Origin of the sequence: Pseudarthrobacter sp. Y6 (assembly GCF_050156205.1) — a bacterium.
Classification (GTDB): Bacteria; Actinomycetota; Actinomycetes; order Actinomycetales; family Micrococcaceae; genus Arthrobacter.
The window spans coordinates 1,487,252-1,508,511 of record NZ_CP189574.1 but is presented as its reverse complement, the minus strand read 5'-3'; the positions used below and the strand labels follow the sequence as shown (position 1 = coordinate 1,508,511).

At 65.0% G+C, this 21,260-nt stretch carries 21 protein-coding genes; 9 read left to right on the top strand and 12 right to left on the bottom strand.

What is annotated here, in order from left to right:
* Positions 1–31: 31 nt before the first annotated feature.
* The gene (locus tag ACQCSW_RS07225; protein WP_426990135.1) at positions 32–1,240 is read left to right on the top strand and encodes a DNA recombination protein RmuC; all 1,209 of its coding nucleotides are present in this window, start codon (positions 32–34) and stop codon (positions 1,238–1,240) included.
* A 71-nt stretch (positions 1,241–1,311) separates the two neighbouring features.
* On the opposite strand, the gene ACQCSW_RS07220 is transcribed toward ACQCSW_RS07225, so the two are convergent.
* Positions 1,312–2,391, bottom strand: coding sequence for a 4-hydroxy-3-methylbut-2-enyl diphosphate reductase (locus ACQCSW_RS07220; protein ID WP_111908446.1), 1,080 nt, complete (start codon positions 2,389–2,391; stop codon positions 1,312–1,314).
* Between the two features lie 9 nt (positions 2,392–2,400).
* Complete coding sequence (locus ACQCSW_RS07215; RefSeq protein WP_426990134.1) at positions 2,401–3,252, bottom strand: hypothetical protein; 852 nt, start codon at positions 3,250–3,252, stop codon at positions 2,401–2,403.
* 222 nt (positions 3,253–3,474) lie between these two features.
* Here ACQCSW_RS07215 and xseA point away from each other — a divergent pair, with 222 nt between their 5' ends.
* A complete protein-coding gene (gene xseA, locus ACQCSW_RS07210) occupies positions 3,475–4,800 on the top strand; it encodes an exodeoxyribonuclease VII large subunit (RefSeq protein ID WP_426990133.1) in 1,326 nt (441 codons plus the stop codon).
* A complete protein-coding gene (locus tag ACQCSW_RS07205) occupies positions 4,781–4,999 on the top strand; it encodes an exodeoxyribonuclease VII small subunit (RefSeq protein WP_111908444.1) in 219 nt (72 codons plus the stop codon). The genes xseA and ACQCSW_RS07205 overlap by 20 nt, the downstream gene beginning before the upstream one ends.
* Positions 5,000–5,056: 57 nt before the next feature.
* Here ACQCSW_RS07205 and ACQCSW_RS07200 read toward each other — a convergent pair whose 3' ends face one another.
* The 6 genes from ACQCSW_RS07200 to ACQCSW_RS07175 all read right to left on the bottom strand — a co-directional run bounded on the left by ACQCSW_RS07200 (position 5,057) and on the right by ACQCSW_RS07175 (position 10,818).
* Positions 5,057–5,911: a polyphosphate kinase 2 family protein gene (locus ACQCSW_RS07200; protein WP_426990132.1), complete on the bottom strand. Its 855-nt coding sequence runs from the start codon at positions 5,909–5,911 to the stop codon at positions 5,057–5,059.
* Between the two features lie 49 nt (positions 5,912–5,960).
* Positions 5,961–7,181 (bottom strand): pyridoxal phosphate-dependent aminotransferase, encoded by a 1,221-nt coding sequence (locus ACQCSW_RS07195; RefSeq protein WP_111908442.1) that lies wholly within the window; start codon positions 7,179–7,181, stop codon positions 5,961–5,963.
* A gap of 133 nt (positions 7,182–7,314) precedes the next feature.
* Entirely contained in the window at positions 7,315–8,268 is a 954-nt protein-coding gene (locus ACQCSW_RS07190; protein ID WP_426990131.1) for a glycine betaine ABC transporter substrate-binding protein, read from the bottom strand.
* Positions 8,265–9,011: an ABC transporter permease gene (locus ACQCSW_RS07185; protein ID WP_426990130.1), complete on the bottom strand. Its 747-nt coding sequence runs from the start codon at positions 9,009–9,011 to the stop codon at positions 8,265–8,267. The genes ACQCSW_RS07190 and ACQCSW_RS07185 overlap by 4 nt, the downstream gene beginning before the upstream one ends.
* Complete coding sequence (locus ACQCSW_RS07180; protein ID WP_426990129.1) at positions 9,008–9,718, bottom strand: ABC transporter permease; 711 nt, start codon at positions 9,716–9,718, stop codon at positions 9,008–9,010. The genes ACQCSW_RS07185 and ACQCSW_RS07180 overlap by 4 nt, the downstream gene beginning before the upstream one ends.
* Positions 9,718–10,818 (bottom strand): ABC transporter ATP-binding protein, encoded by a 1,101-nt coding sequence (locus ACQCSW_RS07175; protein WP_426990128.1) that lies wholly within the window; start codon positions 10,816–10,818, stop codon positions 9,718–9,720. The genes ACQCSW_RS07180 and ACQCSW_RS07175 overlap by 1 nt, the downstream gene beginning before the upstream one ends.
* Positions 10,819–11,047: 229 nt before the next feature.
* Here ACQCSW_RS07175 and ACQCSW_RS07170 point away from each other — a divergent pair, with 229 nt between their 5' ends.
* Positions 11,048–12,076 (top strand): pirin family protein, encoded by a 1,029-nt coding sequence (locus tag ACQCSW_RS07170; RefSeq protein ID WP_426990127.1) that lies wholly within the window; start codon positions 11,048–11,050, stop codon positions 12,074–12,076.
* Here ACQCSW_RS07170 and ACQCSW_RS07165 read toward each other — a convergent pair.
* Both ACQCSW_RS07165 and ACQCSW_RS07160 read right to left on the bottom strand, forming a co-directional pair.
* Positions 12,062–12,934, bottom strand: coding sequence for a BadF/BadG/BcrA/BcrD ATPase family protein (locus ACQCSW_RS07165; RefSeq protein WP_354252425.1), 873 nt, complete (start codon positions 12,932–12,934; stop codon positions 12,062–12,064). The genes ACQCSW_RS07170 and ACQCSW_RS07165 overlap by 15 nt on opposite strands.
* A gap of 182 nt (positions 12,935–13,116) precedes the next feature.
* A complete protein-coding gene (locus tag ACQCSW_RS07160) occupies positions 13,117–14,103 on the bottom strand; it encodes a LysR substrate-binding domain-containing protein (RefSeq protein ID WP_426990126.1) in 987 nt (328 codons plus the stop codon).
* A 91-nt stretch (positions 14,104–14,194) separates the two neighbouring features.
* On the opposite strand from ACQCSW_RS07160, the gene ACQCSW_RS07155 reads away from it, so the two are divergent.
* The gene (locus tag ACQCSW_RS07155; RefSeq protein WP_426990125.1) at positions 14,195–15,481 is read left to right on the top strand and encodes an MFS transporter; all 1,287 of its coding nucleotides are present in this window, start codon (positions 14,195–14,197) and stop codon (positions 15,479–15,481) included.
* A gap of 120 nt (positions 15,482–15,601) precedes the next feature.
* Positions 15,602–16,105 (top strand): Lrp/AsnC family transcriptional regulator, encoded by a 504-nt coding sequence (locus tag ACQCSW_RS07150; RefSeq protein WP_111908434.1) that lies wholly within the window; start codon positions 15,602–15,604, stop codon positions 16,103–16,105.
* Positions 16,106–16,160: 55 nt separating this feature from the next.
* Here the strand turns inward: ACQCSW_RS07150 and ACQCSW_RS07145 are convergent, their stop codons facing one another.
* The gene (locus ACQCSW_RS07145; protein ID WP_426990124.1) at positions 16,161–17,405 is read right to left on the bottom strand and encodes an MFS transporter; all 1,245 of its coding nucleotides are present in this window, start codon (positions 17,403–17,405) and stop codon (positions 16,161–16,163) included.
* Between the two features lie 168 nt (positions 17,406–17,573).
* On the opposite strand from ACQCSW_RS07145, the gene ACQCSW_RS07140 reads away from it, so the two are divergent.
* From ACQCSW_RS07140 to corA, 3 genes are read left to right on the top strand one after another with little or no spacing between them, the layout of a single operon-like run.
* Positions 17,574–18,110, top strand: a complete 537-nt coding sequence (locus ACQCSW_RS07140; RefSeq protein ID WP_426990123.1) for an Lrp/AsnC family transcriptional regulator — start codon at positions 17,574–17,576, stop codon at positions 18,108–18,110.
* A 9-nt stretch (positions 18,111–18,119) separates the two neighbouring features.
* Positions 18,120–18,545: a DUF1761 domain-containing protein gene (locus ACQCSW_RS07135; protein ID WP_426990122.1), complete on the top strand. Its 426-nt coding sequence runs from the start codon at positions 18,120–18,122 to the stop codon at positions 18,543–18,545.
* A gap of 1 nt (position 18,546) precedes the next feature.
* Positions 18,547–19,542, top strand: a complete 996-nt coding sequence (corA, locus tag ACQCSW_RS07130; RefSeq protein ID WP_426990121.1) for a magnesium/cobalt transporter CorA — start codon at positions 18,547–18,549, stop codon at positions 19,540–19,542.
* 38 nt (positions 19,543–19,580) lie between these two features.
* Here corA and ACQCSW_RS07125 read toward each other — a convergent pair whose 3' ends face one another.
* Positions 19,581–21,176 carry an ABC-F family ATP-binding cassette domain-containing protein gene (locus tag ACQCSW_RS07125; protein ID WP_426990120.1) on the bottom strand — a complete coding sequence of 532 codons (1,596 nt, stop codon included), beginning with the start codon at positions 21,174–21,176 and terminating at the stop codon, positions 19,581–19,583.
* Between the last annotated feature and the right edge of the window lie 84 nt (positions 21,177–21,260).

Sequence of the window (21,260 nt, the reverse complement as noted above, 5' to 3'; positions counted from 1 at the left end):
AATTGTCACAGGGTCATGCCACAGTGAGGATATGGATGCTTTAGCCCTGATTCTTGCCCTGTTGATGCTGCTGGTGGGTGCCGTCGCCGGCGCCGCCGCCGCCTACTTTTCCTTGCGCCGGCACAGCCGTGCCCTGGAGGACGACTTCGACGCCGTCTCGTCCCGCCTTTCCGAGGTCAGTGCCCAGTTCGCCGCCGCGGACGCGGAGCGCCGCCTCCTTGCCCTGCAGAACCGGGAGCTCGGCGAGTCCCGTAACCAGGACGGGAGCGTTCTCCGAGCACTCGCCCCGGTGGCGGAAAAGCTGACCGCGGTGCAGCAGCAGGTGACACTGTTGGAACGCGACCGTCTGGAACAGTACGGCCAATTGTCGCAACAACTGCAGGAGGCCCGGCTTTCCGATGCCCAGCTCATCCGGTCCACGCACGCCCTCGAGTCAGCCCTGCGCTCCAACAGTGCGCGTGGACAGTGGGGTGAAGTTCAACTGCGCCGTGTGGTTGAAGCCTCAGGCATGCTCAAGCACGTGGATTTCCTGGAGCAGGTCCACAGTGCCGGAACCGATTCAGCGGTCCGTCCCGACCTCGTGGTCCAGCTTCCTGGCCAGAAGCAGCTGGTGGTGGACGCCAAGGTGCCGTTGTCCTCTTACCTGGAGGCTCAGGAGCTGGGTGCGCGTCAGGATTCGGGCACACCTGGGAACCTGGGCAGCCAGCAATCCCTGCTGGCCGCCCACGCCAAGGCGCTGCGGGCCCACGTGGACGCGCTCAGCAACAAGAAGTATTGGGACATCCCCGGAAACTCCCCCGAGCTGGTGATCTGTTTCCTGCCAGCCGAATCCATCCTGGCTGCCGCCTTAACGGCCGATGCGACGCTGTTGGACCATGCGCTCTCGAGGAATGTGGTGCTCGCCTCGCCAAGTACGCTGCTCGCAGTGCTCAAATCGGTGGCATTCACGTGGCGCCAGGATGTGCTGACGGACAGTGCGCGGGAACTGTTCGACCTCGCACGTCAGTTGTACGAACGCATGGGAACGCTCGGGGATAACGTGGGCAAGCTGGGGTCGTCCCTGAAGTCTTCGGTGGACCGGTACAACTCCCTGATCGGCACCCTGGAAGCGCGGATCCTGCCCACTGCACGGAAGCTCAACGCCATGGATGAATCCGGGCTGCTCACTCCGCCAGCACTCGAGGTCACGCCGCGTTCGCTGGCGGCCCCGGAATTTCAGCAGGACGAAGCCGCCGCCTGACACGCGACCAGGCGCGGGACATGTCAGTCGCGGGACATGTCAGCTGCAGGAGATGTCACTTGCAGGAGATGTCAGTTGCGGGACCGGCGTCCGCCGAGCGCCCGGCTGACGTCTCCGGCTTCCTTCAGGGTTGCGCGGAGCTCCTTGGGCAACGAGAAAAGGAGGTCTTCTTCGGCAGTGACAACTTCCTCCACGGAGCCATAGCCGTAGTCGGCCAGCAGTCGCAGGACGTCCGTGACCAGGATCTCGGGCACGGAAGCCCCTGACGTGACTCCGACAGTTGCCACGCCTTCAAACCACGCCTCGTCCACTTCGTTGGCGAAGTCCACGCGGTAGGAGGCCTTGGCGCCGTACTCCAGGGCGACTTCGACCAGGCGGACCGAGTTCGAGGAGTTGGCCGATCCCACCACAATGACCAGGTCAGCCTGCGGTGAGATCTTCTTGATGGCCACCTGACGGTTTGTGGTGGCGTAGCAGATGTCGTCGCTGGGCGGATCCTGCAGGGTGGGGAACCGATCCTTCAGCAGGCGGACCGTTTCCATGGTCTCGTCCACACTGAGAGTGGTCTGGGACAGCCAGATGACCTTTTCTGGATCCCTGACGGTTACCTTGTCCACTTCATGGGGACCGTTAATGATCTGGATGTGTTCCGGGGCCTCGCCGGCGGTCCCTTCAACTTCTTCGTGACCGTCGTGGCCGATCAGAAGGATGTCGAAGTCGTCCTTGGCGAACCTCACGGCTTCCTTATGGACTTTCGTGACCAACGGGCAGGTGGCGTCAATAGTCCGCAGCCCGCGGTCCTCCGCTGACTGGACGACGGCCGGGGACACGCCGTGGGCGGAAAAGATCACCAAGGCGCCTTCCGGGACCTCGTCCGTCTCATCGACGAAGATGGCGCCCTGCGCCTCCAGCGAGCTCACCACGTGGACGTTGTGCACGATCTGCTTCCGGACGTAAACCGGCGGACCGTAGTGCTCCAAAGCCTTCTCGACGGCGATCACGGCCCGGTCCACACCGGCGCAATAGCCGCGGGGCGCAGCCAGGAGTACCTTTTTGGGACCGGTCACCGGAGCCGCGGCGGCTACGTCCTCAGGCGAGCGCCGCCTGCGCGGGACAGTTGGCATCGAGAGGGACACAGCTGAGGAAGTCATCCCTCCATGCTACCGGCTTGGGGGCCGCCGCCCCGGCGAGGCGATCCGGATCACAAGGGCCGCCGCGACCAGCACACCGCCGGTTATCGCGGCACCACCGACCCAGGATTGGAAGCTGCTGGAAGCGGCCGCCACAAACGCATCCTTGAACATGTCCGAAAGCCCGTTGCCGCTCGCCGTCCCCAGGACGGCATCCCTCGCCAGTTGCGAGCCGACAGACCACAGGCCGGCCAGCACCAGCGCCGCAAGTCCCACAGCGAAGACCACTGACCAGCGACGGCGGGCGGAAACCAGGGCAAGCGCTAAGGCGAAACCCGCTCCGATGGCAAGGGAGTAGCCGAGCGGCGCATAGGCGGACACCCGCTCGACCAGCTGGAGCTGCTCCGGTTCTCCAACGTTGACCAGCGTCTGCTCGGGCGCAGTCAGCGGCAGTCCCGTGGTGCGCGCGAGCTCCTCCGTCGCCAGGGCCACCAGTGGCGCCACGTCCAAGGTGAGCGACGACGGGGAGTTCGGTTCGGCAGGAACGGATGCGGGTGCCGCGAAGCTGAGCCGATGGCTCTTCCGCAGTGACTCCTCCCAGGCCGCCGTGTAGCCGGGCAGCGCCGTGAGGGAACCGGCAGCCGCCTCGAGCACTGGCCTCACCAGACCTGCCAGGGCGTCCGGGATAGCCCCCGTGTCGATGGTGCCCACAGCGGCGGCGGCCAGCCGCTGTTGGAATTCTGCGTCCTGCCCCAGCGGAGCAGCCAGCGCCACAAAGCCGTCCTCCTGGACCACATTGCGGTCAAGCCAGATGGCGGGGACGGCGAGGGCGGACAGTAAAACGCCCAGGACGACGGCGACGGCTGAAACGAAAGTGCGCAAGAACAGGTCCTCACTGGTTGGCGGCGGCACAGCCATCATAGGGCTGGTGTCTGGACAAGGAATGTCAGTCCCGGGTGATACAGCTTATGGATAAGGTTGAATGGCAACCGCCAGCTCACTGACAGCAGTCCGTTGACTGACAGCCGCCATTCAAACACGAACCGCCACCTGACGAACAAAGGACCGCCATGCCGCCACCCACAGCATCCCGGGGCAGCGGACATGTCTGAACAGGCCGCCCTGCCAGATACTGCTTCCACCACGCTGCCTGCCACAGCCGCTGAGACCAGCCCGGACAATCCATGGCCGTTGCAGTTGCTGTCCCAGAAACTCAAAGCCCATATCGACCGCACACCGTCGGCGTGGGTGGAGGGCCAGGTCATCGAGATGAACCGCCGGGGCGGTAACGCGTACCTCACCCTCCGGGATGTGGACGCGGAAGTTTCCCTGCCGGCGTCGGTCTGGACCAAGGTTCTGGACCGCCAAAACATGCCCCTGGAGCGTGGCTCCCGCGTGGTGGCCTTGCTCAAGCCGGAGTTCTGGCTGAAGACCGGGCGGCTCAATATGCAGGTCAGGGACATCAGGCCTGTAGGGCTTGGCGATCTGCTGGCGCGGATCGAACGGTTGCGCCAGGCCCTCGCGGCCGAGGGGCTGTTTGCCGATTCACGGAAGAAGCCGCTGCCGCTGCTCCCCCACCGTATCGGCCTGATTACCGGACGGGACTCCGACGCTAAGAAAGACGTCGTCCAAAACGCCGCACTGCGCTGGCCCGCCGTCGAATTCGAGATCCGGGAGGTGGCGGTCCAGGGCAACACCGCGGTTTCGCAGATCATCCGCGCCCTCCAGGAGCTGGACGGCCGCCCCGACGTGGATGTCATTGTCATCGCCCGGGGCGGCGGAGCGTTGGAGGACCTGCTGCCGTTCAACAGCGAGGAACTGATCCGTGCCGTCGCGGCCACGGCTACCCCGGTAGTCAGCGCCATCGGACACGAAGCAGACCGACCCCTCCTCGACGACGTCGCGGACCTCCGCGCGTCCACCCCTACTGATGCAGCCAAGCGGATCGTGCCTGACGTTGCCGAGGAACTGGCCGGGGTGCGCCAGGCACGCGAGCACTTGCGCAGGAGCATCGGCAGGCTCGTGGACAGGGAGTCGGACCGGTTGTCCGCACTCCATTCCCGGCCGGTTCTGGCAACCCCCGAAGCGATGGTCACCGGACGCGCGGAGGAAATCGAACGCCTCCTGCGGAGGTCATCGGCCGCCGTCAGTTCAACGGTGGTGCGGGCGGCTGACCAGCTGGTTCACCTGCAGGCCCAGGTCCGTGCCCTGTCACCGCAAAAGACGCTGGACCGCGGCTACGCCGTGGTCGAACTGGCCAACGGCCGGCCGGCCCGTGCCACTGAAGCTGCCGGCCACGCTGTGGTCCGCGACCCTTCGGAGGCGCCGTCGGGAACTGCATTGTCCGTACGCGTGGCCCAGGGCCTGTTCGGCGCCACATCCACTGGGGAACTTCAACAAGGAGAAGCACATGCCCGAGACAAAGCCTGACCCGGAAATCGAAGCACTGAGCTATGAGGAAGCCCGCGAACAGCTGGTACAGGTGGTGGGGAGGCTTGAGGCGGGCGGCGCCAGCCTCGAGGAATCCCTGGCACTCTGGGAACGCGGCGAAGCCCTGGCAAAGCGCTGCGAGGAGTGGCTGGAGGGCGCCCGCAAGCGGCTCGCTGCCGCCCGCGACCAGCCGCTCTGACCAGCCCTCTGACCACCCAGTGCGGGCCTACCCTCGGAACAACCTGCCCCAAACAGGTCAGGACCGATCAACCAGTTCCCGTTCGATGGGTACATCGAATTCAGCTTTTGGCCATTCCAGCTTCATGTCAGACAGCGCGCCCAGGACCAACTGCTGCACCGCGATCCTGGCGTACCATTTTTTGTTGGCCGGAACCACATGCCAGGGTGCCGCTTCCGTGTTGGTCTCGTCGAAGGCAGCCTGGTAGGCGCCCATGTAGTCGCCCCAGAACGCCCGTTCCTTGAGGTCACTGCTGCTGTATTTCCAGTGCTTGGCGGGGTTGTCAAGCCGGGCAAGGAGCCGTGACTTCTGTTCATCCTTGCTGATATTGAGCATCACCTTGATGATTTTGGTTCCGGCATCGGTCTGGCGCGCCTCGAACTCATTGATGGCCCGGTAGCGGCGCTTAAGTTCGTCGGGCGTCGCCCAGTTATGGACCCGGTGGATCAGGACGTCCTCATACTGGGAGCGGTCGAAGATGCCCACCATGCCCGCTCCGGGCACCTCCTTCTCGATCCGCCAGAGGAAGTCATAGGACTTCTCCTCCTCGGTGGGTGCCTTGAAAGCCTTGAACTGGACGCCCTGCGGATCCATGGTGGCCATGACGTGGTTGACGATTCCGCCCTTGCCCGCGGTGTCCATGGCCTGCAGGATCAGCAGAAGCCGTTTTTTCCCGCCGAAGCGCGACTCCGCGAACAGCTTTTCCTGAAGTTCGGCCAACGCGCCGTCCAATTCAGCCAGAATTGTCTGGCCATCGGCTTTGTTGCCCTTGTAACCGGGCGTGGCGTCAGGGTCGGCGTCGGCCAGCGAGAAGCCTTTCCCCACCCTCAGCGTATCGACGGGGTGCTTCTTGAACTCAACCAAGTCGGCCATCGGGGTCCTTTGTCCGCAGTGTCCGCGCCAACAGGCGCGTCCCCACAGGCTAGTTCCCTTTGTACCTGCTCAGGAAGTCCCCCATGCGGTTGATGGCCTCCTCGAGGTCCTTCACCAGCGGCAGGGTAACCATCCGGAAGTGGTCGGGGCGGACCCAGTTGAAGGCCCGGCCGTGGGAGACCAGGATTTTCTGCTCGCGCAGCAGGTCCAAAACGAACTTCTCGTCGTCGCGGATGTGGAATACCTCGGGATCGAGCTTCGGGAAGAGGTACATGGCGCCACGGGCCTGCTGCGTGCTCACACCGGGGATGGCGTTGAGCATGTCGTAGGCTTTGTTCCGCTGTTCCAGCAGCCTGCCGCCGGGCAGGATGAGGTCATTGATGCTCTGGTATCCGCCGAGTGCGGTCTGGATGGCATGTTGGGCGGGCACATTGGCACAGAGGCGCATGTTGGCCAGGAGGCTGATGCCTTCCAGGTAGTCCGAGGCATCCTTCTTCGGGCCCGAGATGGCCATCCAGCCGGCACGGTAACCGCAGACGCGGTAGGCCTTGGACAGTCCACTGAACGTGAGGCAAAGGACGTCGTCGCCCGTAAGCGCGGCCATGTTGATGTGCACGGCGTCCTCGTACAGGATCTTTTCGTAGATTTCATCCGCGAAAAGGATCAGCCCGTGCTTTTCGGCCAGGGCCACGATCTTCTTCAGTGTCTCTTCCGGATAGACCGCGCCCGTGGGGTTGTTGGGGTTGATCACCACAATGCCTTTAGTGCGCGGCGTGATCTTGGCTTCAAGATCCTCAATGTCCGGCTGCCAGCCTGATTCCTCATCGCAGAGGTAGTGCACGGGCTTCCCGCTCGCCAGGGCAACGGAAGCCGTCCACAGCGGGTAATCCGGTGTGGGGATCAGCACTTCATCGCCGTCGTTGAGCAGCGCCATGAGGGACATGGTGATCAGTTCGCTGACGCCGTTGCCCAGGTAGATGTCGTCCACATGGATGTTCTGGATTCCGCGGGTCTGGTAGTACTGGGAGACGGCGGTCCGGGCCGAGAAGATGCCCCGGGAGTCGCTGTAGCCCTGGGCATGTGGCAGATGGCGGATCATGTCCACCAGGATGGCGTCCGGGGCTTCAAATCCAAACGGCGCCGGGTTTCCGATGTTCAGTTTGAGGATCCGGTGACCCTCCGCCTCCATCTGCTGGGCGGCCTGAAGGATCGGTCCACGGATGTCGTATAGGACGTTGTGAAGCTTGGTGGACTGCTTGAATTCTGCCATCCATCAAATATGCCATATGACGGATGTACTTCCGTTGAGACCTCAGACACAGAAGTAGAGAGCAGACGACGGCGGCTGCCGGCCCGTGTGGGTCCGGCAGCCGCCGTCGTGATCTGCGTTGTGGAGTCAGGCGTTACTTGACGATGCCCTTGTCCTTGAGCCAGGTGGCCGCTGCGTCTTTGGCATTTTGCTTCTGGCTGCCGCTGACTGCGCGGTTGAGGTTGACCAGGTCCTCAGTGGTCAGGATCTTTGATACGGCGTTGAGCGCGTCCTTGGCCTTGTCGGTCATTTTTGCCTTGTTGTAGAGCGGCAGGACCTGCTGGGCCTTGAAGTTGTTCTTGGGATCCTCCAGGACCACCAGATCGTTGTCCGCGATGGACGGCGTGGTGGTGTAGATGTCAGCCACCTGGACGTCGTCGGTCAGCAGTGCCTGCAGGGTCAGGTTGCCGCCGCCGTCGCTGAAGGGCTTCAGGGCCTTGAGTTCGCAGCCGTAGTTCGCTTTGAGCCCGGGCAGACCATAAGCACGGGTTTCGAAGGTTGCCGGGGCCGCCATGGTCAGGTCCTTGCAGACTTTGGCCAGGTCCTCAACGGACTTCAGCTGGTACTTCTCAGCGGTGGCCTTGGTGACCACCATGGCGTCCTTGGACTCAGCTTTGGACGCCTGCAGGACTGCCAGCCCTTCGGGGAGCTTCCCCGGCAGGGCCTTGTAGACGTCATCGGCCGAGACCTCGGCAGCTTCATGATCCACATGCGAGAGCAGGTTGCCGGAGTAGTCCGGGACAAGGTCAACAGAGCCGTCCTGGACCGCTTTGAAGTAGATTTCGCGGGCACCAATGTTGGGCTTTGTGGTTGCAGTGACCCCTGCAGCAGTGAGTGCGCCGGCATAGATTTCAGCCACGATCTGGCTCTCCGGGAAGTCTGCCGAGCCGACCACCAACGATCCGCCGCCGGCGCTTCCGGCGCTGGTGCTGGGGGTGGCCAACGGGTCACTCCCTCCGCAGGCTGTCAGCGCGACGGCCAGGCCGACGCCGGCAGCCATGCCAGCCAGTCCCCGGCGGGTAAGGATTGTCTTGGTGTTCTCTTTCATGGGTTACCTCCTTGAACAGCAGCTGGCGCAGGCGCGGCAGCTGGGAGATCAGCGGCGGCCTTCTGGCCACCGTGCAGATCGGTTTTGAGGCCAGGCGAAAGAAGGACTCTTTGCACCGCGGCCAGGATGAGGTCAACAACGATGGCCAGCCCTGCAATCAGGAAGGACCCGGCAAGCATCCGCGGAAAGTCCTGCAGCGCTAGGCCGTCAAAGAGGTAGCGGCCCAGCCCGCCCAAGGGCAGGTACGCAACCACAGAAACCGTGGCTATGACCTGCAGAACGGCGGTTCGGACACCGCCGAAAATGACCTGCAGCCCGTTGGGCAGCTCAACCCGGATCAGGATCTGCAGCTCGGTCATGCCCGTGGCCCGGGCAGCGTCCACCACGGCCCAGTCCACACTCGAAATGCCGGCGTACGTTCCGGCAAGGAGCGGCGGCACGGTCAGGATGACCAGCGCCCACACCGGTGGCATCAGACTGCTTCCCGCCAGGAGGGCGAAGAGGACCAACAGGCCCAGGGTAGGCAGGGCCCGCAGCGCACCTGCCACTGCTACGGCCACCACGCGCCCGCGGCCCGTATGGCCGATGTAGAGCCCTGCGGGAACCGCGATGCCAGCGGCAATCACAAGGACCAGCCCGCTGTACTGGAGGTGCTCCAGCAACCGGACCGGGATGCCTGAACTGCCGGTCCAGTGCAGGGGATCGGCAATCCAGGCCAGGGTGTCCACAAAAACGTTGCTCACTGCGCGGCCCCCGTGTGGACGTTGGCATCGGCCACGTAGCCTGCAGCCGAAGGCGCCGAGGGGCCGGCCGCTTTGGCGGCTCGGGTCCACGGCGTCAGCAGCCGTTCGAGGAGGACCAGCACGGCATCCATGAGCAGCGCGAGCACCAGGATGGCGATGATTCCCACCACCACTTCCGTGACGAAATTCCGTTGCAGTCCATCCGTAAAGAGCATGCCCAGGTTCCCCACGCCCAGGAGTGCTGCGACGCTCACCAGGGAGATGTTGCTGACGGAGACCACCCGAAGCCCGGCAAACAGGACCGGAAGGGAGAGCGGCAGGTCAATCTGGACAAAGCGGAGCCAGGGGTTATACCCCATGGCAATGGCAGCCTGCCGGAGGTCCTCCTCCACGGAGTCAAAAGCATCCAGGGCGGCCCGGACCAGCAGCGCCACCGCGTAGATGGTCAGGGCGACAATGACGTTGAGCGGGTCCAGGATCCGGGTTGCAAGAATCGAGGGCAGGATGATGAACAGCGCCAGCGACGGGATGGTGTACATCAATGAACTCGCGGTCACCACCAGCGACCGCAGCGCCGGGTGGGTCCGAGCCAACTGCGCCAGCGGAATGGAAATAACCAGCCCCAGGACCATCGGAATGAGGGCAAGAACCAGGTGCTGGCCTGCCAGCCCCATGACCATGCCGCTGTTTGCCAGGAACCAATCCATCAGAGCGCAGCCTGCCTGACCTGGCGGGCTTGTTCAATGACACCGAGGACTTCCTGTGCCCTGACGGTTCCCACCACCCGGCCGTCGCCGTCCACCGCCACACCTTGGCCGGAAGGGGACGAAAGCGCCGAGTCCAGTGCCCGCCGCAAGGTCTCACCGGGGCGTAAGAGTGACCCGCCCGGGATGAGCTCAGAGTCCGTCCCCGGCCTTGCCCAGCCCAAAGGGCGCAGGTCCGGATCCACCACGAGCTGCCAGTCGGTCACCGCAGCGGGATCGCCGGCGAACTGGCCGGCACTCATAACGAGCGTCGGCACCGGGTGGATGGTCACGGCGTCGGACGTGGTGAACCCGAGGTGGCGGAAACCGCGGTCCCGCCCCACGAAGGACGCCACAAAATCATTGGCCGGTGCCCGGAGGATTTCCTCAGGGGTGGCGTACTGGGCCAGCCGGCCGCCGACGGCGAAAACGGCCACCTTGTCGCCGAGAATGGTTGCCTCGTCGATATCGTGCGTGACGAAAACGATGGTTTTTGCGAGGTCCTTCTGCAGTCTCAGGAGTTCATGCTGCAGTTCGTCACGCACCACGGGGTCAACGGCGCTGAACGGTTCATCCATCAGCAGGACTGGCGGATCGGCGGCGAGCGCCCGGGCCACACCGACGCGCTGCTGCTGTCCGCCCGAGAGCTGGGAGGGGTACCGCTTCCCGAGCGCGGAAGCCAGCCCGACGACGTCGAGCAGTTCCTTGGCGCGCTTGCGGGCCTCAGCCTTGGACACGCCGTTGAGCCGGGGCACGGTGGCGATGTTGTCCAGCACGGAACGGTGCGGCATCAGCCCGGAGGACTGCATGACGTAGCCCATGGACCGTCTCAGCTCCGCGGCAGGAACCGAGGTCACGTCCCGCCCGTCCACGGTGATCACGCCGGATGTCGGTTCCACCATGCGGTTGATCATCCGCAGCGAGGTGGTCTTGCCGCAGCCGGACGGCCCCACTAACACGGTGATGGAGCCCTTATCGATGGACATGGTGAGCTGGTCCACGGCCGGATGCCCGCCCTGATACTGCTTGGTGACGCTTTGGAACTCAATCATGGCTTGGTCCATTCCGGACTTACCTGTTCTGTTGGACGGCATCGGACAGTGTTGGGTCATAAGCTCACTGATATTTACGGTAACGCAATCCGTTGTCAGCGTAACCGGATCAGCAGGCAATCCGGGCAAGAAAATCCCTACTGAAATCATTCGTTCTGTAACAGCGCGTGGATGGGTCCCTTCGATCACCGTGTGTCGCGCTGCGCTTACGCCTGACTCTGCCCCGGCCTATTGTTGGACTGTGACAAACTTGGAAATGGCTCCGCAACAGGAACTTTGTCCGCCTGCCGGCCCCGAAGGAACGTCCGGCCCCTGCCTGCAGCTGTTGCCGGAACGGGAGGTTCCGCTGGGCGGCGTGCGGGCCATGAACGTCCGGCGCACGCTCCCGCAGCGCGGCCTGCCCACCATCGGCGCCTGGTGTTTCCTGGACAGTTTCGGTCCGGACCGCACCGCCATGTCCGTGCTCCCCCACCCGCACACCGGGCTGCAGACGGTGACTTGGCCGCTCGCCGGGAACGTCCGGCACCGGGACAGCGTGGGCAGCGACGTTGTGGTCCGGCCCGGTGAGCTGAACATCATGACCGCCGGACACGGGGTGTCCCACTCCGAGTTCGCCGTCCTGCCGGATCCCGACGCTGGCGCACCGCTGCCCGTGCAGCGCGGCCTGCAGCTCTGGGTAGCGTTGCCGGACGCGGAACGCCGCCGCGAACCCGCGTTCGAGCAGCACCGGGAACTGCCATCTGTGACTGGGCAAGGTTTCACTGCGACGGTGATGGTGGGCGAATTCGCCGGGGCGGTGTCACCGGCCACGATGTACTCCCCTATCGTCGGAGCAGACATCTCCTGCGAGGGCTTGGCCGTCCTGCCGCTGAACGCTCACTTTGAACATGCCGTCCTGGTGCTCGACGGCGGGCTGACGCTGGACGGGCAGGAGGTCCCGCCAGGGCCGCTGGGCTACCTGGGCGCGGGACGCGCGTCACTTGACTTCCAGGCCCAGCCGGGCACACGGTTCCTCCTGATCGGCGGGGAGCCCTTCGAGGAGGAACTGCTGATGTGGTGGAACTTCGTGGGCCGCACGCACGACGAAGTGGAGCAGGCCCGCGAGGACTGGGAAGCGCAGGCCGTCCTGGCCGACGATGCCGCCCGTGGGGCCCGCTACGGGTTGGTTGAAGGGCACAGCCCGGATGCGGGCGCCGAAGCCGGCCGCATCCCCGCTCCCATCATGCCGGCCGTCAGGCTGACACCGCGGAAGCGGTCAGTAGGCACCTGACTCTTCCGAGACCAGCTTCAGGACGCCAAATACGGGGTCCTGGTCCAGGACACGGACATCGGTGACGCCGGCGGCCGCCAGATGGCTCCGGAAAGAGTCCTGCAGCGGGACCACGTTCATGCCCAGTCCGCTGCCGAGAATTACCGGGCCGTCGATTCCAAGCTTCCGCAATGCCTGGGCAGCCAGGCCGGCAAGATCCTTGCCGGCCTGGTCCAGCAGCTCCTGGCTGGCCGCGTGGCCCGCCGCTGCCGCGTCCACCACCAGGCGTGCCTGCTGGGCCCAGAACCGGCGGCCGGTGGCCGGGGAATGGAAAAGCGCAATCAGCCTGTTGGGGTGGTCCACTCCGCACGCGGAAAGGAGCGCATCGGTCAGCTGGTCCGCCGGGAGTCCCTGGTTCATCCGGCGCAGGCTGTGCCGGACCGCCTCGCGGCCCAGCCAGTAGCCGCTGCCTTCATCACCGAGCAGGTAGCCCCAGCCACCGGCACGCGCCTCATCGCCGGCGGCGTTCCGTCCCCAGGCGGCGGAGCCCGTTCCTGCGATCACGGCCACGCCGGTGCTGGCACCGCCCGCGGCCAGCAGCAGGCGGGAATCGTGGACCACCGTGATCCTGGCTCCCGGAACATGGGGTTCGATCAGCGCCGCAAGGGCGGCGGCGTCGTGGTCGGTGTCGATGCCCCCGGCTCCCGCATACACCTGGAGCACTTGGCCGCCGCCGATCCGGGCGAACAGATCCGCGAGGTTCAAGGCTGCCTGTTCGCGGCTGACGTTCTGGACGTTGGAGCTGCCGGCGGACTGGTCGGCCACGGCAACTCCGTCCTCAAACCTGACACCGCGGGTCTTTGTGCCGCCGATGTCCATGCCGATGATGACGCCCGCGAGGGGACCCGGGGCCGCCGCGGACGGGGCGCCGCCCACAGGCTGGTTTCGGGAAGTTGCGGTCTGGGGGTGCTCGCTGTCAGTCACGTCCCCAGCCTACTGAAATGCTGCCGGCGAATCACGGCCATGCCGCGGGCCGCCGTCGTGTCTCAACACCCCGTCGCTTACCCGCTCCCTGAACGGGCGGCAACCAGGCCGGCCAGCAACTGGGGACCCTCCTGCAGGACCATCTCACGGAAGAAGCGGACAGGATCTGGCTCGGCATCGGGGCCAGGCTTCCGCCGGCGCCAGCCCAGCCCGATTTCCCGGTACGCGAGTCCGGATTCCAAGGCAAGCTCGACCCAGCCCAGGTTGCCCGTTTCCGGGCTGACGCGGCGCCCCGGCGCATTGCCCCCGGGTGGCAGAATGCTGACACCAAGGCCCGCGGCGACCAGGCCACGGGCGGTGTGGGTGTCCTGGCTTTCGAACGCGATCCGAGGCCGGAAGCCTGCCTCGCGGAACAGCGCATCGGTCAGTGACCGCATGCCGTACCCCGGCTCCAACGCCACGAAGGGGTCCCGGCGGATGTCCTGCACCCTGACGCTGCCCCGGCCGGCCAGCGGATGGCCGTGGTGAACCACCAGGCGGAGGGGTTCACGGTAGAGCGACGCCGAGGAGATGGTGCTGCTTGCCGCCAGAACAGGGGCCGTCAGGGCCAGGTCCGCCTGGCCCGAGGCGAGTTCTGCGAGGCAGGTGTCCCGCGCCCCCTGGCTGAGGATGAAGCCGGCCTCCGGGTGGCGGCTGCGGAAGGCACTGATGAGCAGGGGCAGGGTGGCCTCGCCGAACGTGTGCTGAAAGGACAGGGACACTTTCCCCCGCACCACGTCCGACTCGTGCCGGACCAGGTCCAGTCCGGCCTGGAATTCAGCCAGGGCCGACTCGATGTACGGCAGCAAGGTCCGGGCGGCAGCCGTGAGTCGGATGCCCCGTCCGTCACGGATCAGCAGTTCAGTTCCGACGACGGCGCTGGCCCGGGACAGTGCCCGGCTCACCGTGGACTGGGGTACTCCAAGGAATTCAGCTGTTTCCGTGACGTGCTGGGTCCGGCCCAGCTCAGCGAGGATGGGGAGCAGCGGCAGGAGCCTCACCAGCTGTTTGTGGTCGGCGTGCATTGGCCCACCCTTCCAAACGTTGCACTTTTGATATTGATCGTATCTAAAAGATGCATTGGAAGCATACATTCCGGAAGCCTACCCTTGAGCTATGCCTCAAAATGCCGCAGCCCCAGGAACCTTCACTCCACCGCAGAGTGACTGGGCGGGACATCCCAAAGGCTCCGCTGCCTACAACAAGATCCTCGCCGGCCTGGCCTTCGCGGGCGTGGCAACATTCGCCCAGCTCTACTCCACCCAGGCGGTATTGCCGCTCCTGGCCGCAGACCTGAAGGTGACCGCCGCAGAGGCCGCGTTGACCATTTCGCTGGCCACTGTGGGCCTGGCCATCACTGTCATTCCCTGGTCCTTCCTGGCGGACAGGACCGGCCGGGTCAAGGCCATGGCATGGGGCATCTCCGCTGCTACCATCCTGGGCCTGCTGGTACCGCTCGCCCCCACCTTCGGCGCGCTGCTTGCCTTGCGGCTACTGGAAGGCATGGCACTGGGCGGGATCCCGGCCATCGCCATCGCCTACCTGAACGAGGAAGTGAACAGGGCCCATGCTGCGATGGCCGCAGGCAGCTACGTTGCCGGCACAACGCTGGGCGGGCTGGCCGGCCGGCTGGTGGCAGGCCCGGCAGGCGAGTTATGGGGCTGGCGCACAGCCGCCCTGGCCGTGTCCCTGCTGGCAACAGTGGCCGCCGGGCTCTTCCTGGTCCTTGTACCGAAGGCGAAGGGATTCACCGCCGCACAGGCCGCCGGGCTGCGCGGTGCCGTGGCGACTCTCGGCGGGCATGTCCGCAATCCCCGGCTGCTGGCGCTCTACATCCAGGCGTTCCTGATGATGGGCGGGTTTGTGGCCGTCTACAACTACCTTGGCTTCCGCCTGTCCGCTGAGCCTTTCACGCTGCCTGCCACACTCATCAGTCTCATCTTCCTGGCCTACCTTTCGGGAACGTTCTCCTCCCGCTGGGCAGGTGGGCTGACGGCCAGATTCGGCCGCAGGAATGTGCTGCTCGTGGGCATCGTCCTGATGGTGGTTGGGCTGGCCCTGACGCTGGCACAGGTGCTCGCCGTGATCCTTGCCGGCCTGGTGATCTTCACCGGCGGCTTCTTCGCCGCCCACAGCATCGGTGCCGGGTGGACCGGAAGCATCGCCACCACCGGCCGCGCCCAGGCGTCGTCGCTCTACAACCTTGCCTATTACCTGGGCTCGAGCGTCATCGGCTGGGCGGGTGGGCTGGTGTTCCAGTCCCTGGGCTGGGCGGCGCTTGCCGTGGCAATCATGGTCCTGGCCTGCATCACGGCGGTGACAGTCGCCGTCGTACATCTCCGGGGGAACGACGAAACCGCACGGCCCGGCACACGAGGGCGGACGGAAGCCGCACAGCCGTAGAACTATCAGCCATCAAATGGCAGGTGGCTCTGGCGATTGTTCGGCGAGAAGGACGCGTTCCGGGGTGATCGGCCGGAATCCGGCGTCTAGGATGAACTGACGGACATTCAAGGAGATTCCATGAGCAGCAACCCAAAAAACATCCGGCCGGCCAGCCACTTTGAGCCGCTGGATGCCATTGATGAACGGCTTCTCGCCGCCTTGGTGGACGATGCACGGATCTCCAACAAGCAGTTGGCAGAACTCGTGGGGATCGCCCCGTCCACCGCGCTCATGCGGACCCGCGCATTGTCCGAACGTGGCATCGTCCAGGGATTTGAGGCGAAGCTCAGCCTCTCGGCCATCGGCAGGTCCGTCCAGGCACTGGTAGCTGTCCGGTTGAGGGCCCACGACCGGGACCAGATCGACCGCTTCACCGCCCGCGTTCCGCACCTGCCCGCGGTCCTCTCCACGTTCCACACGTCAGGCTCCGTGGACTACCTGCTGCACATCGCAGTTGCCAGCACCGAGGACCTGCGGGATTGGGTCCTGGACAATCTCGCTACCGACCCCGTAGTCGGCCACACCGAGACCACCCTCGTCTTTGAGCACATCCAGGGGAACCACGGTCCACTGCCGGACTGATCCGCCCCCGTCCGGCGGCGCTCTGCGCACTCCCCCACCGGCTATTGCGCACTGACTATTGCCCTCCGCGCTGTAGCGCTGTCCGAAGCGTGACGGCGGACAGCGCCAGTGCGGCGGCGCTGCACAGCACCACAAAGCCCGTGACCGACGTCGGCAGCCCGAACACCGCTGTGGCCCAGCCCAACCCGATGACCGGCACGGCGCTGCCCAGGTACGTGATGACATAAACGGTGCTGATGACCTGGGCATGCTGTGACGATTCCACCTTGGCGGCCACATCATTGAAGACCGTGCGGAAGGCGACTCCCTGCCCCAGCCCCGCGCAGACGCTGGCAGCGGCCAGAAGCAGCGGACTGCTCCATGCCGCTGCTGCGGCCAGGAGCAGCACCGAGGCTCCCAGGACTGCCAGCCCGGCGGGCACCACAAAGCGGCCCCGCACGGACAGCACCTGGCTCAGGGCTGAGGCAGCCAGCGTCATCCCGGCCAGGGCGCCGATCAACGGGCGTGAATCGGTGTGAACGATCGGGGCGAAATAGGCCGGTGCCAGCGACAGGCAGAATCCAAAGACGGAGAAGCTGAGGAATCCGACGGCGGCCGCAAGCCAGAACGCGCCCCTCGCCTCGGTAGACACCGAGGGCCGGCGGGGAGCCAGGACCAGGACGGGGCGCCGACCGGCCGGAGGCTTGATGGCTGGCCGGGCCTGAAGCAGGTAGAGCGGCACCAGCATTCCCGCCAGGACGAGTGAGTGAACGTAGTACGGGGCGGTGGTGGGCCCCGGCAGCAGCGACAGCAGGCCGCCGATGACCGGACCGGCCGCTACTCCTCCCGCCGTCGCCAGCAGGGTGAAGCGGGTGGCCCACTCCGGCCGGGACGGGAGCAGTTCCCGCAGTGCGGCGGCACTGGCCCCCGTGGCGAGGGCAACGGCCACACCCTGAAGGGCCCGTCCGGCAGAGAGTGCCACCAGGTTATCTGCCTGCGAGAAGACCCAGCTTCCCGCCAGGCCGGCGAGGACTGCCAGGATGAGCGCTGCCCGCCGGCCGATGTGGTCCGACCAGTGGCCGGCCAGCATCAGCGTTGCCACCAGGGCCAGGACATAGCTGGCAAAAGCCGCTGTGACCCCGAGGGCCGAGAGGCCGAGGTTTGCCTGGAGCAGCGGATACAGGGGCGTGGCCAGGTTCGCTCCGACCAGCAACGTGAAAATGACGGCGCCGGCCATCACCAGCCGTGCGGTGGTGGATGCATCCCAGCCCTGCGGCCCGGCGGTGGCCGGACGCATGCGGAGTTCACTGAAGACTGTCATTGCTGCTGCCTTGGCGTCGACCGGGGCGGGAGGTCCTTGTGGGAAGCCGCCCCGGGTGGAAATTGATACCTAAAGGATGCTTCACGGTTGACTGATTTAGTCCTTGCTAGTGGAATAATTGAGCAAAATACACAATTCCTTATACCCCTAATAAGTGAAAGTGACAGTTTGCCTAGTCTTGATCCCACTGATTTGAAGATCCTGCTGGAACTCATCCGCGATCCCCGCGTCCAGATCGGCGAGTTGGCCGATCTGCTGGGGATTGCGCGAAACACAGCGCAGTCGCGCGTGCGGCGCCTGCTCCGCGCCGGGGTGCTGCACGACGGCGGACGCGAGATCGACCTCGCAGCGGTGGGGTACGACGTCGTCGCTTTCGTCACGATCGAAGTGACACACCGGGAACTGGACGGAGTTGTGGGCGCCCTCCGGCTGCTCCCCCAGGTTCTGGAGGTCCATGAGATCTCGGGGCGAGGTGATGTGTGGTGCCGCGTGGTGGCCACCGATACGCACAATCTGCAGTCCGCCCTCCGCCAGATCCTCCGCATCAAGGGCGTCATCCGGACAGAAACTGTCCTGGCTCTCCACACCCATATTCCGTACCGGACCGAACCCCTGATCAGCCGCCTCGCACAGGCCGTGCCCGGCACCCCAACACGGCCGAAGCAATTGTCCGGGCGCGGCGGCGGGTCCGCTGAAGGCGGTTAGGATTCGAGCATGGATTGGCTTTCACATATTTCACAGATCAACTGGCTCGCCGTGCTGCTGGCTTTCATCTCGAGCATGGCTATCGGCTTTGTCTGGTACGTGCCGGCCGTGCTGGGCAAGCGGTGGATGGCCGCCATCGGAAAGACTGAAGAGGACCTCAAAAACATTGGTGGCGGCGCGGGGATCTGGGTTCCCATGATGGTTGCCGCCGCCCTGACCGCCGTCCTGCTGGCGGTCCTGATCAGCAAGCTGGGCCTGGACAGCGCCGTGGCGGGCGGCTGGTTCGCCCTGGTGCTCGCGCTGGTGTTCCGCGCCGGCGCGCATGTCATCCATAACGGGTTCGCAGGCCGCCCCACTTCTGTCACCCTGATCGATTCCGGACACGACCTGCTCGCCATGACGGTGGCGGGCGCGATCATCGGGGCCATGTCCTGACGTGACCATCATCGACAATGCCGTCTACGTGGACGGTGTCCGCAGCGCCGAGCCGCAGAGCCTGGAGCAGACCTTCGAAACGCTCTCGGAGCACGGGGGCATGGCCTGGATCGGGCTGTACCGGCCCACGGCGGCGGAAATGACGGCCGTGGCCACCGAATTCGGGCTGCATGCCTTGGCGGTGGAGGACGCCATCTCGGCGCACCAGCGGCCCAAGCTTGAACGCTACGAGGACAACCTCTTTACGGTGCTGCGCCCGGCGCGGTACCTGGATGCCACCGAGACCGTAGAGTTCGGCGAGCTGCACATCTTCACCGGCCGGAATTTCGTGGTCACCATCCGCCATGCCGAAATGGCCGGCGTTGCCCGGGTGAGGCGGCGCCTGGAAGGCCGCCCCGACCTGCTCCGGCACGGCCCGGAAGCCGTTCTCTACGCACTGCTGGACCTGGTGGTGGACGACTACGCACCGGTGGTGGCCGGACTGGAAAACGACATTGACGAGATCGAGGACCAGCTCTTCAGCGGGGACACCACCGTCTCCCGCCGCATTTATGAACTGGCCCGCGAAGTCATCCAGTTCCAGCGCGCCATCCATCCCCTGCCGGACATGATGCAGCAGCTCAACCGGGGCTTTGAAAAGTACGGCGTGGATTCTGAGCTGCAGCACAGCCTGCGGGACGTCGAGGACCATGTGGAGCGGGTCATCTCGCGCGCGGATTCATTCCGTGACCTGTTGCAGAACGCCCTCACTCTGGACGGGACGCTGACCGCCAACCGGCAGAACGAGGCCAGCGCCGAACAGAACGAACAGGTCAAGAAGATCTCCTCCTGGGCGGCGATCTTCTTTGCACCTTCCTTCGTAGCCGGGGTCTACGGAATGAACTTCGACCATATGCCCGAACTCCACTGGGCTGCTGGCTACCCGATGGCCATCGCGCTGATGGCGGGCACCGCAGCCCTGATGTACGCCATTTTCAAAAGGAAAGGCTGGCTGTAGGGCTGGAGGCAACGCGGGGCTTCAGGCGGCGCAGGGCCTCAGGCGACCTGCAGGTCCACAGTCCCGTGGCCCGAGTCCGCGGCTCTGAAGACCAGACGGCGGTTGGCGATCTTGTCCGTAAAGAAACGGTCGTGGCTGACCACCACCACTGCTCCCGGGAAATGCAGCAGGGCGCGCTCCATGACCTGCGTGCTGGAGAGGTCCAGGTGGTTGGTGGGCTCATCCAGCAGCAGGACAGAGGCGCCCGAGAGCAGGCATTGGGCCATGGCCACGCGGGCACGCTGGCCGCCTGAGAGGTTGCCGATTTTTTGCTTGAGATCAGCTTCGGAGAACTGGAACATCGCCAGGAACCTGTTCACCGACTTCTTCGTCGCTGTCAGGGCCAGGCTGTCAGGCATCGCGTTGACCGCATGGGTGACCGTGTCGTCGTCGTCCAGTTCTTCCAGCACCTGGTTGTAGGAGACCATTCCGGCGCCCTTAGCCCAGGCGACGCTGCCTGAATCGGCCGGCTCTTCGCCGGTGAGTGCCCGGAGCAACGTGGTCTTGCCGCTGCCGTTGGACCCGACGACGGCGATCCGGTTGCCGCGCCCGATCTCGAAACTGAGGCCGCTGAACAGTGTCCTGCCGCCGTAGGCCTTGCTCAGGGATTCCACCCGGCACAGGACGTCCTTGACGTACAGACCGCCGTAGATCTCCGTGATGATCTGGTCCACCGGCCGGGGCGCACGGGACTTCTTGATCCTGGCCAGCTGGTTTGCGAGTCCTTTGCCTGCTGCCTTGGCCGCTTCCCGCCGGTCGGAGATGCCTTCGGCTTCGAAGGCGAGCAACTCAGACTCATGGACGAACTGGCTCTCCAGGCTTTTGAGTTTGAACTGCTTCGCCACCACGTATTCGGCGAAGTTGCCCGGGTATTCGTGGAGGTGGAAGTTCTCCACTTCGATGATCCGGGTGACAACGGAGTCCAGGAACTTCCGGTCGTGCGAGACGATGATCGCAGCGCCTTTGAAGGTCCGGAACCAGCCTTCAAGCCATTCGACGCCGGCCACATCAAGGTAGTTGGTGGGTTCATCAAGCAGGAGGACGTCCGGGGCTTCCAGCAGGATTTTTGCCAGGGCTGCCCGGTTCCGCCAGCCGCCGGAGAGCTCGTCGATGGCGCACGTGCGGTGGTGGTCGCTGAAGCCGAGGGTGGTAAGTACTTTGTCGATGCTGCGCTGGTAGTCCCAGCCGTCCAGCCGGTCCATGGCCTCAAAGAGTTCGGACTGGCGGTGGATCAGTTCATCCAGCCGCGCCGCGTCCGAGGAGTCGGCGGCGATGGCCGCGTCGATGCCGGCGAGTTCGGCTTCGATCTCCTTGACGTGGGCGAACAGCCCGTCCAGGACTTCCGCGATGGTGGATTCGCCGTTCAACTCTGAGAACTGCGAGAAGTAGGCGGCCTTGGTTCCGAGCTCGACGGCGACGGTCCCGGTATCGGGAGCCACCTGGCCCTGGATCAGCTTCAGGATGGTGGACTTGCCGGAACCGTTCTTGCCGATCAGGCCGACCCTGTCCCCTGCTTCAAGCTTGAAAAAGGCTTCGCGGAGAACCTGGGTTTTGTCAAAGCTCACGTTGACGTCGTTCAGCCGGATCAAACTCATTGATGGTGTCCAATCCAGTCATGGTCAAGCTTAAAAGCAGCGGGGGCCTGCAACCTAGGCCGTTCGCTCGCCTTGGCTGATAGT

Bases quoted from the DNA above. Each gene is read 5' to 3' on its own strand.
- ACQCSW_RS07225 (WP_426990135.1), top strand. From the start codon at position 32: ATGGATGCTTTAGCCCTGATTCTTGCCCTGTTGATGCTGCTGGTGGGT.
- ACQCSW_RS07220 (WP_111908446.1), bottom strand. From the start codon at position 2,391: ATGACTTCCTCAGCTGTGTCCCTCTCGATGCCAACTGTCCCGCGCAGG.
- xseA (WP_426990133.1), top strand. From the start codon at position 3,475: ATGTCTGAACAGGCCGCCCTGCCAGATACTGCTTCCACCACGCTGCCT.
- ACQCSW_RS07205 (WP_111908444.1), top strand. From the start codon at position 4,781: ATGCCCGAGACAAAGCCTGACCCGGAAATCGAAGCACTGAGCTATGAG.
- ACQCSW_RS07200 (WP_426990132.1), bottom strand. From the start codon at position 5,911: ATGGCCGACTTGGTTGAGTTCAAGAAGCACCCCGTCGATACGCTGAGG.
- ACQCSW_RS07195 (WP_111908442.1), bottom strand. From the start codon at position 7,181: ATGGCAGAATTCAAGCAGTCCACCAAGCTTCACAACGTCCTATACGAC.
- ACQCSW_RS07190 (WP_426990131.1), bottom strand. From the start codon at position 8,268: ATGAAAGAGAACACCAAGACAATCCTTACCCGCCGGGGACTGGCTGGC.
- ACQCSW_RS07180 (WP_426990129.1), bottom strand. From the start codon at position 9,718: ATGGATTGGTTCCTGGCAAACAGCGGCATGGTCATGGGGCTGGCAGGC.
- ACQCSW_RS07175 (WP_426990128.1), bottom strand. From the start codon at position 10,818: ATGGACCAAGCCATGATTGAGTTCCAAAGCGTCACCAAGCAGTATCAG.
- ACQCSW_RS07165 (WP_354252425.1), bottom strand. From the start codon at position 12,934: ATGGACATCGGCGGCACAAAGACCCGCGGTGTCAGGTTTGAGGACGGA.
- ACQCSW_RS07160 (WP_426990126.1), bottom strand. From the start codon at position 14,103: ATGCACGCCGACCACAAACAGCTGGTGAGGCTCCTGCCGCTGCTCCCC.
- ACQCSW_RS07155 (WP_426990125.1), top strand. From the start codon at position 14,195: ATGCCTCAAAATGCCGCAGCCCCAGGAACCTTCACTCCACCGCAGAGT.
- ACQCSW_RS07150 (WP_111908434.1), top strand. From the start codon at position 15,602: ATGAGCAGCAACCCAAAAAACATCCGGCCGGCCAGCCACTTTGAGCCG.
- ACQCSW_RS07145 (WP_426990124.1), bottom strand. From the start codon at position 17,405: ATGACAGTCTTCAGTGAACTCCGCATGCGTCCGGCCACCGCCGGGCCG.
- ACQCSW_RS07135 (WP_426990122.1), top strand. From the start codon at position 18,120: ATGGATTGGCTTTCACATATTTCACAGATCAACTGGCTCGCCGTGCTG.
- ACQCSW_RS07125 (WP_426990120.1), bottom strand. From the start codon at position 21,176: ATGAGTTTGATCCGGCTGAACGACGTCAACGTGAGCTTTGACAAAACC.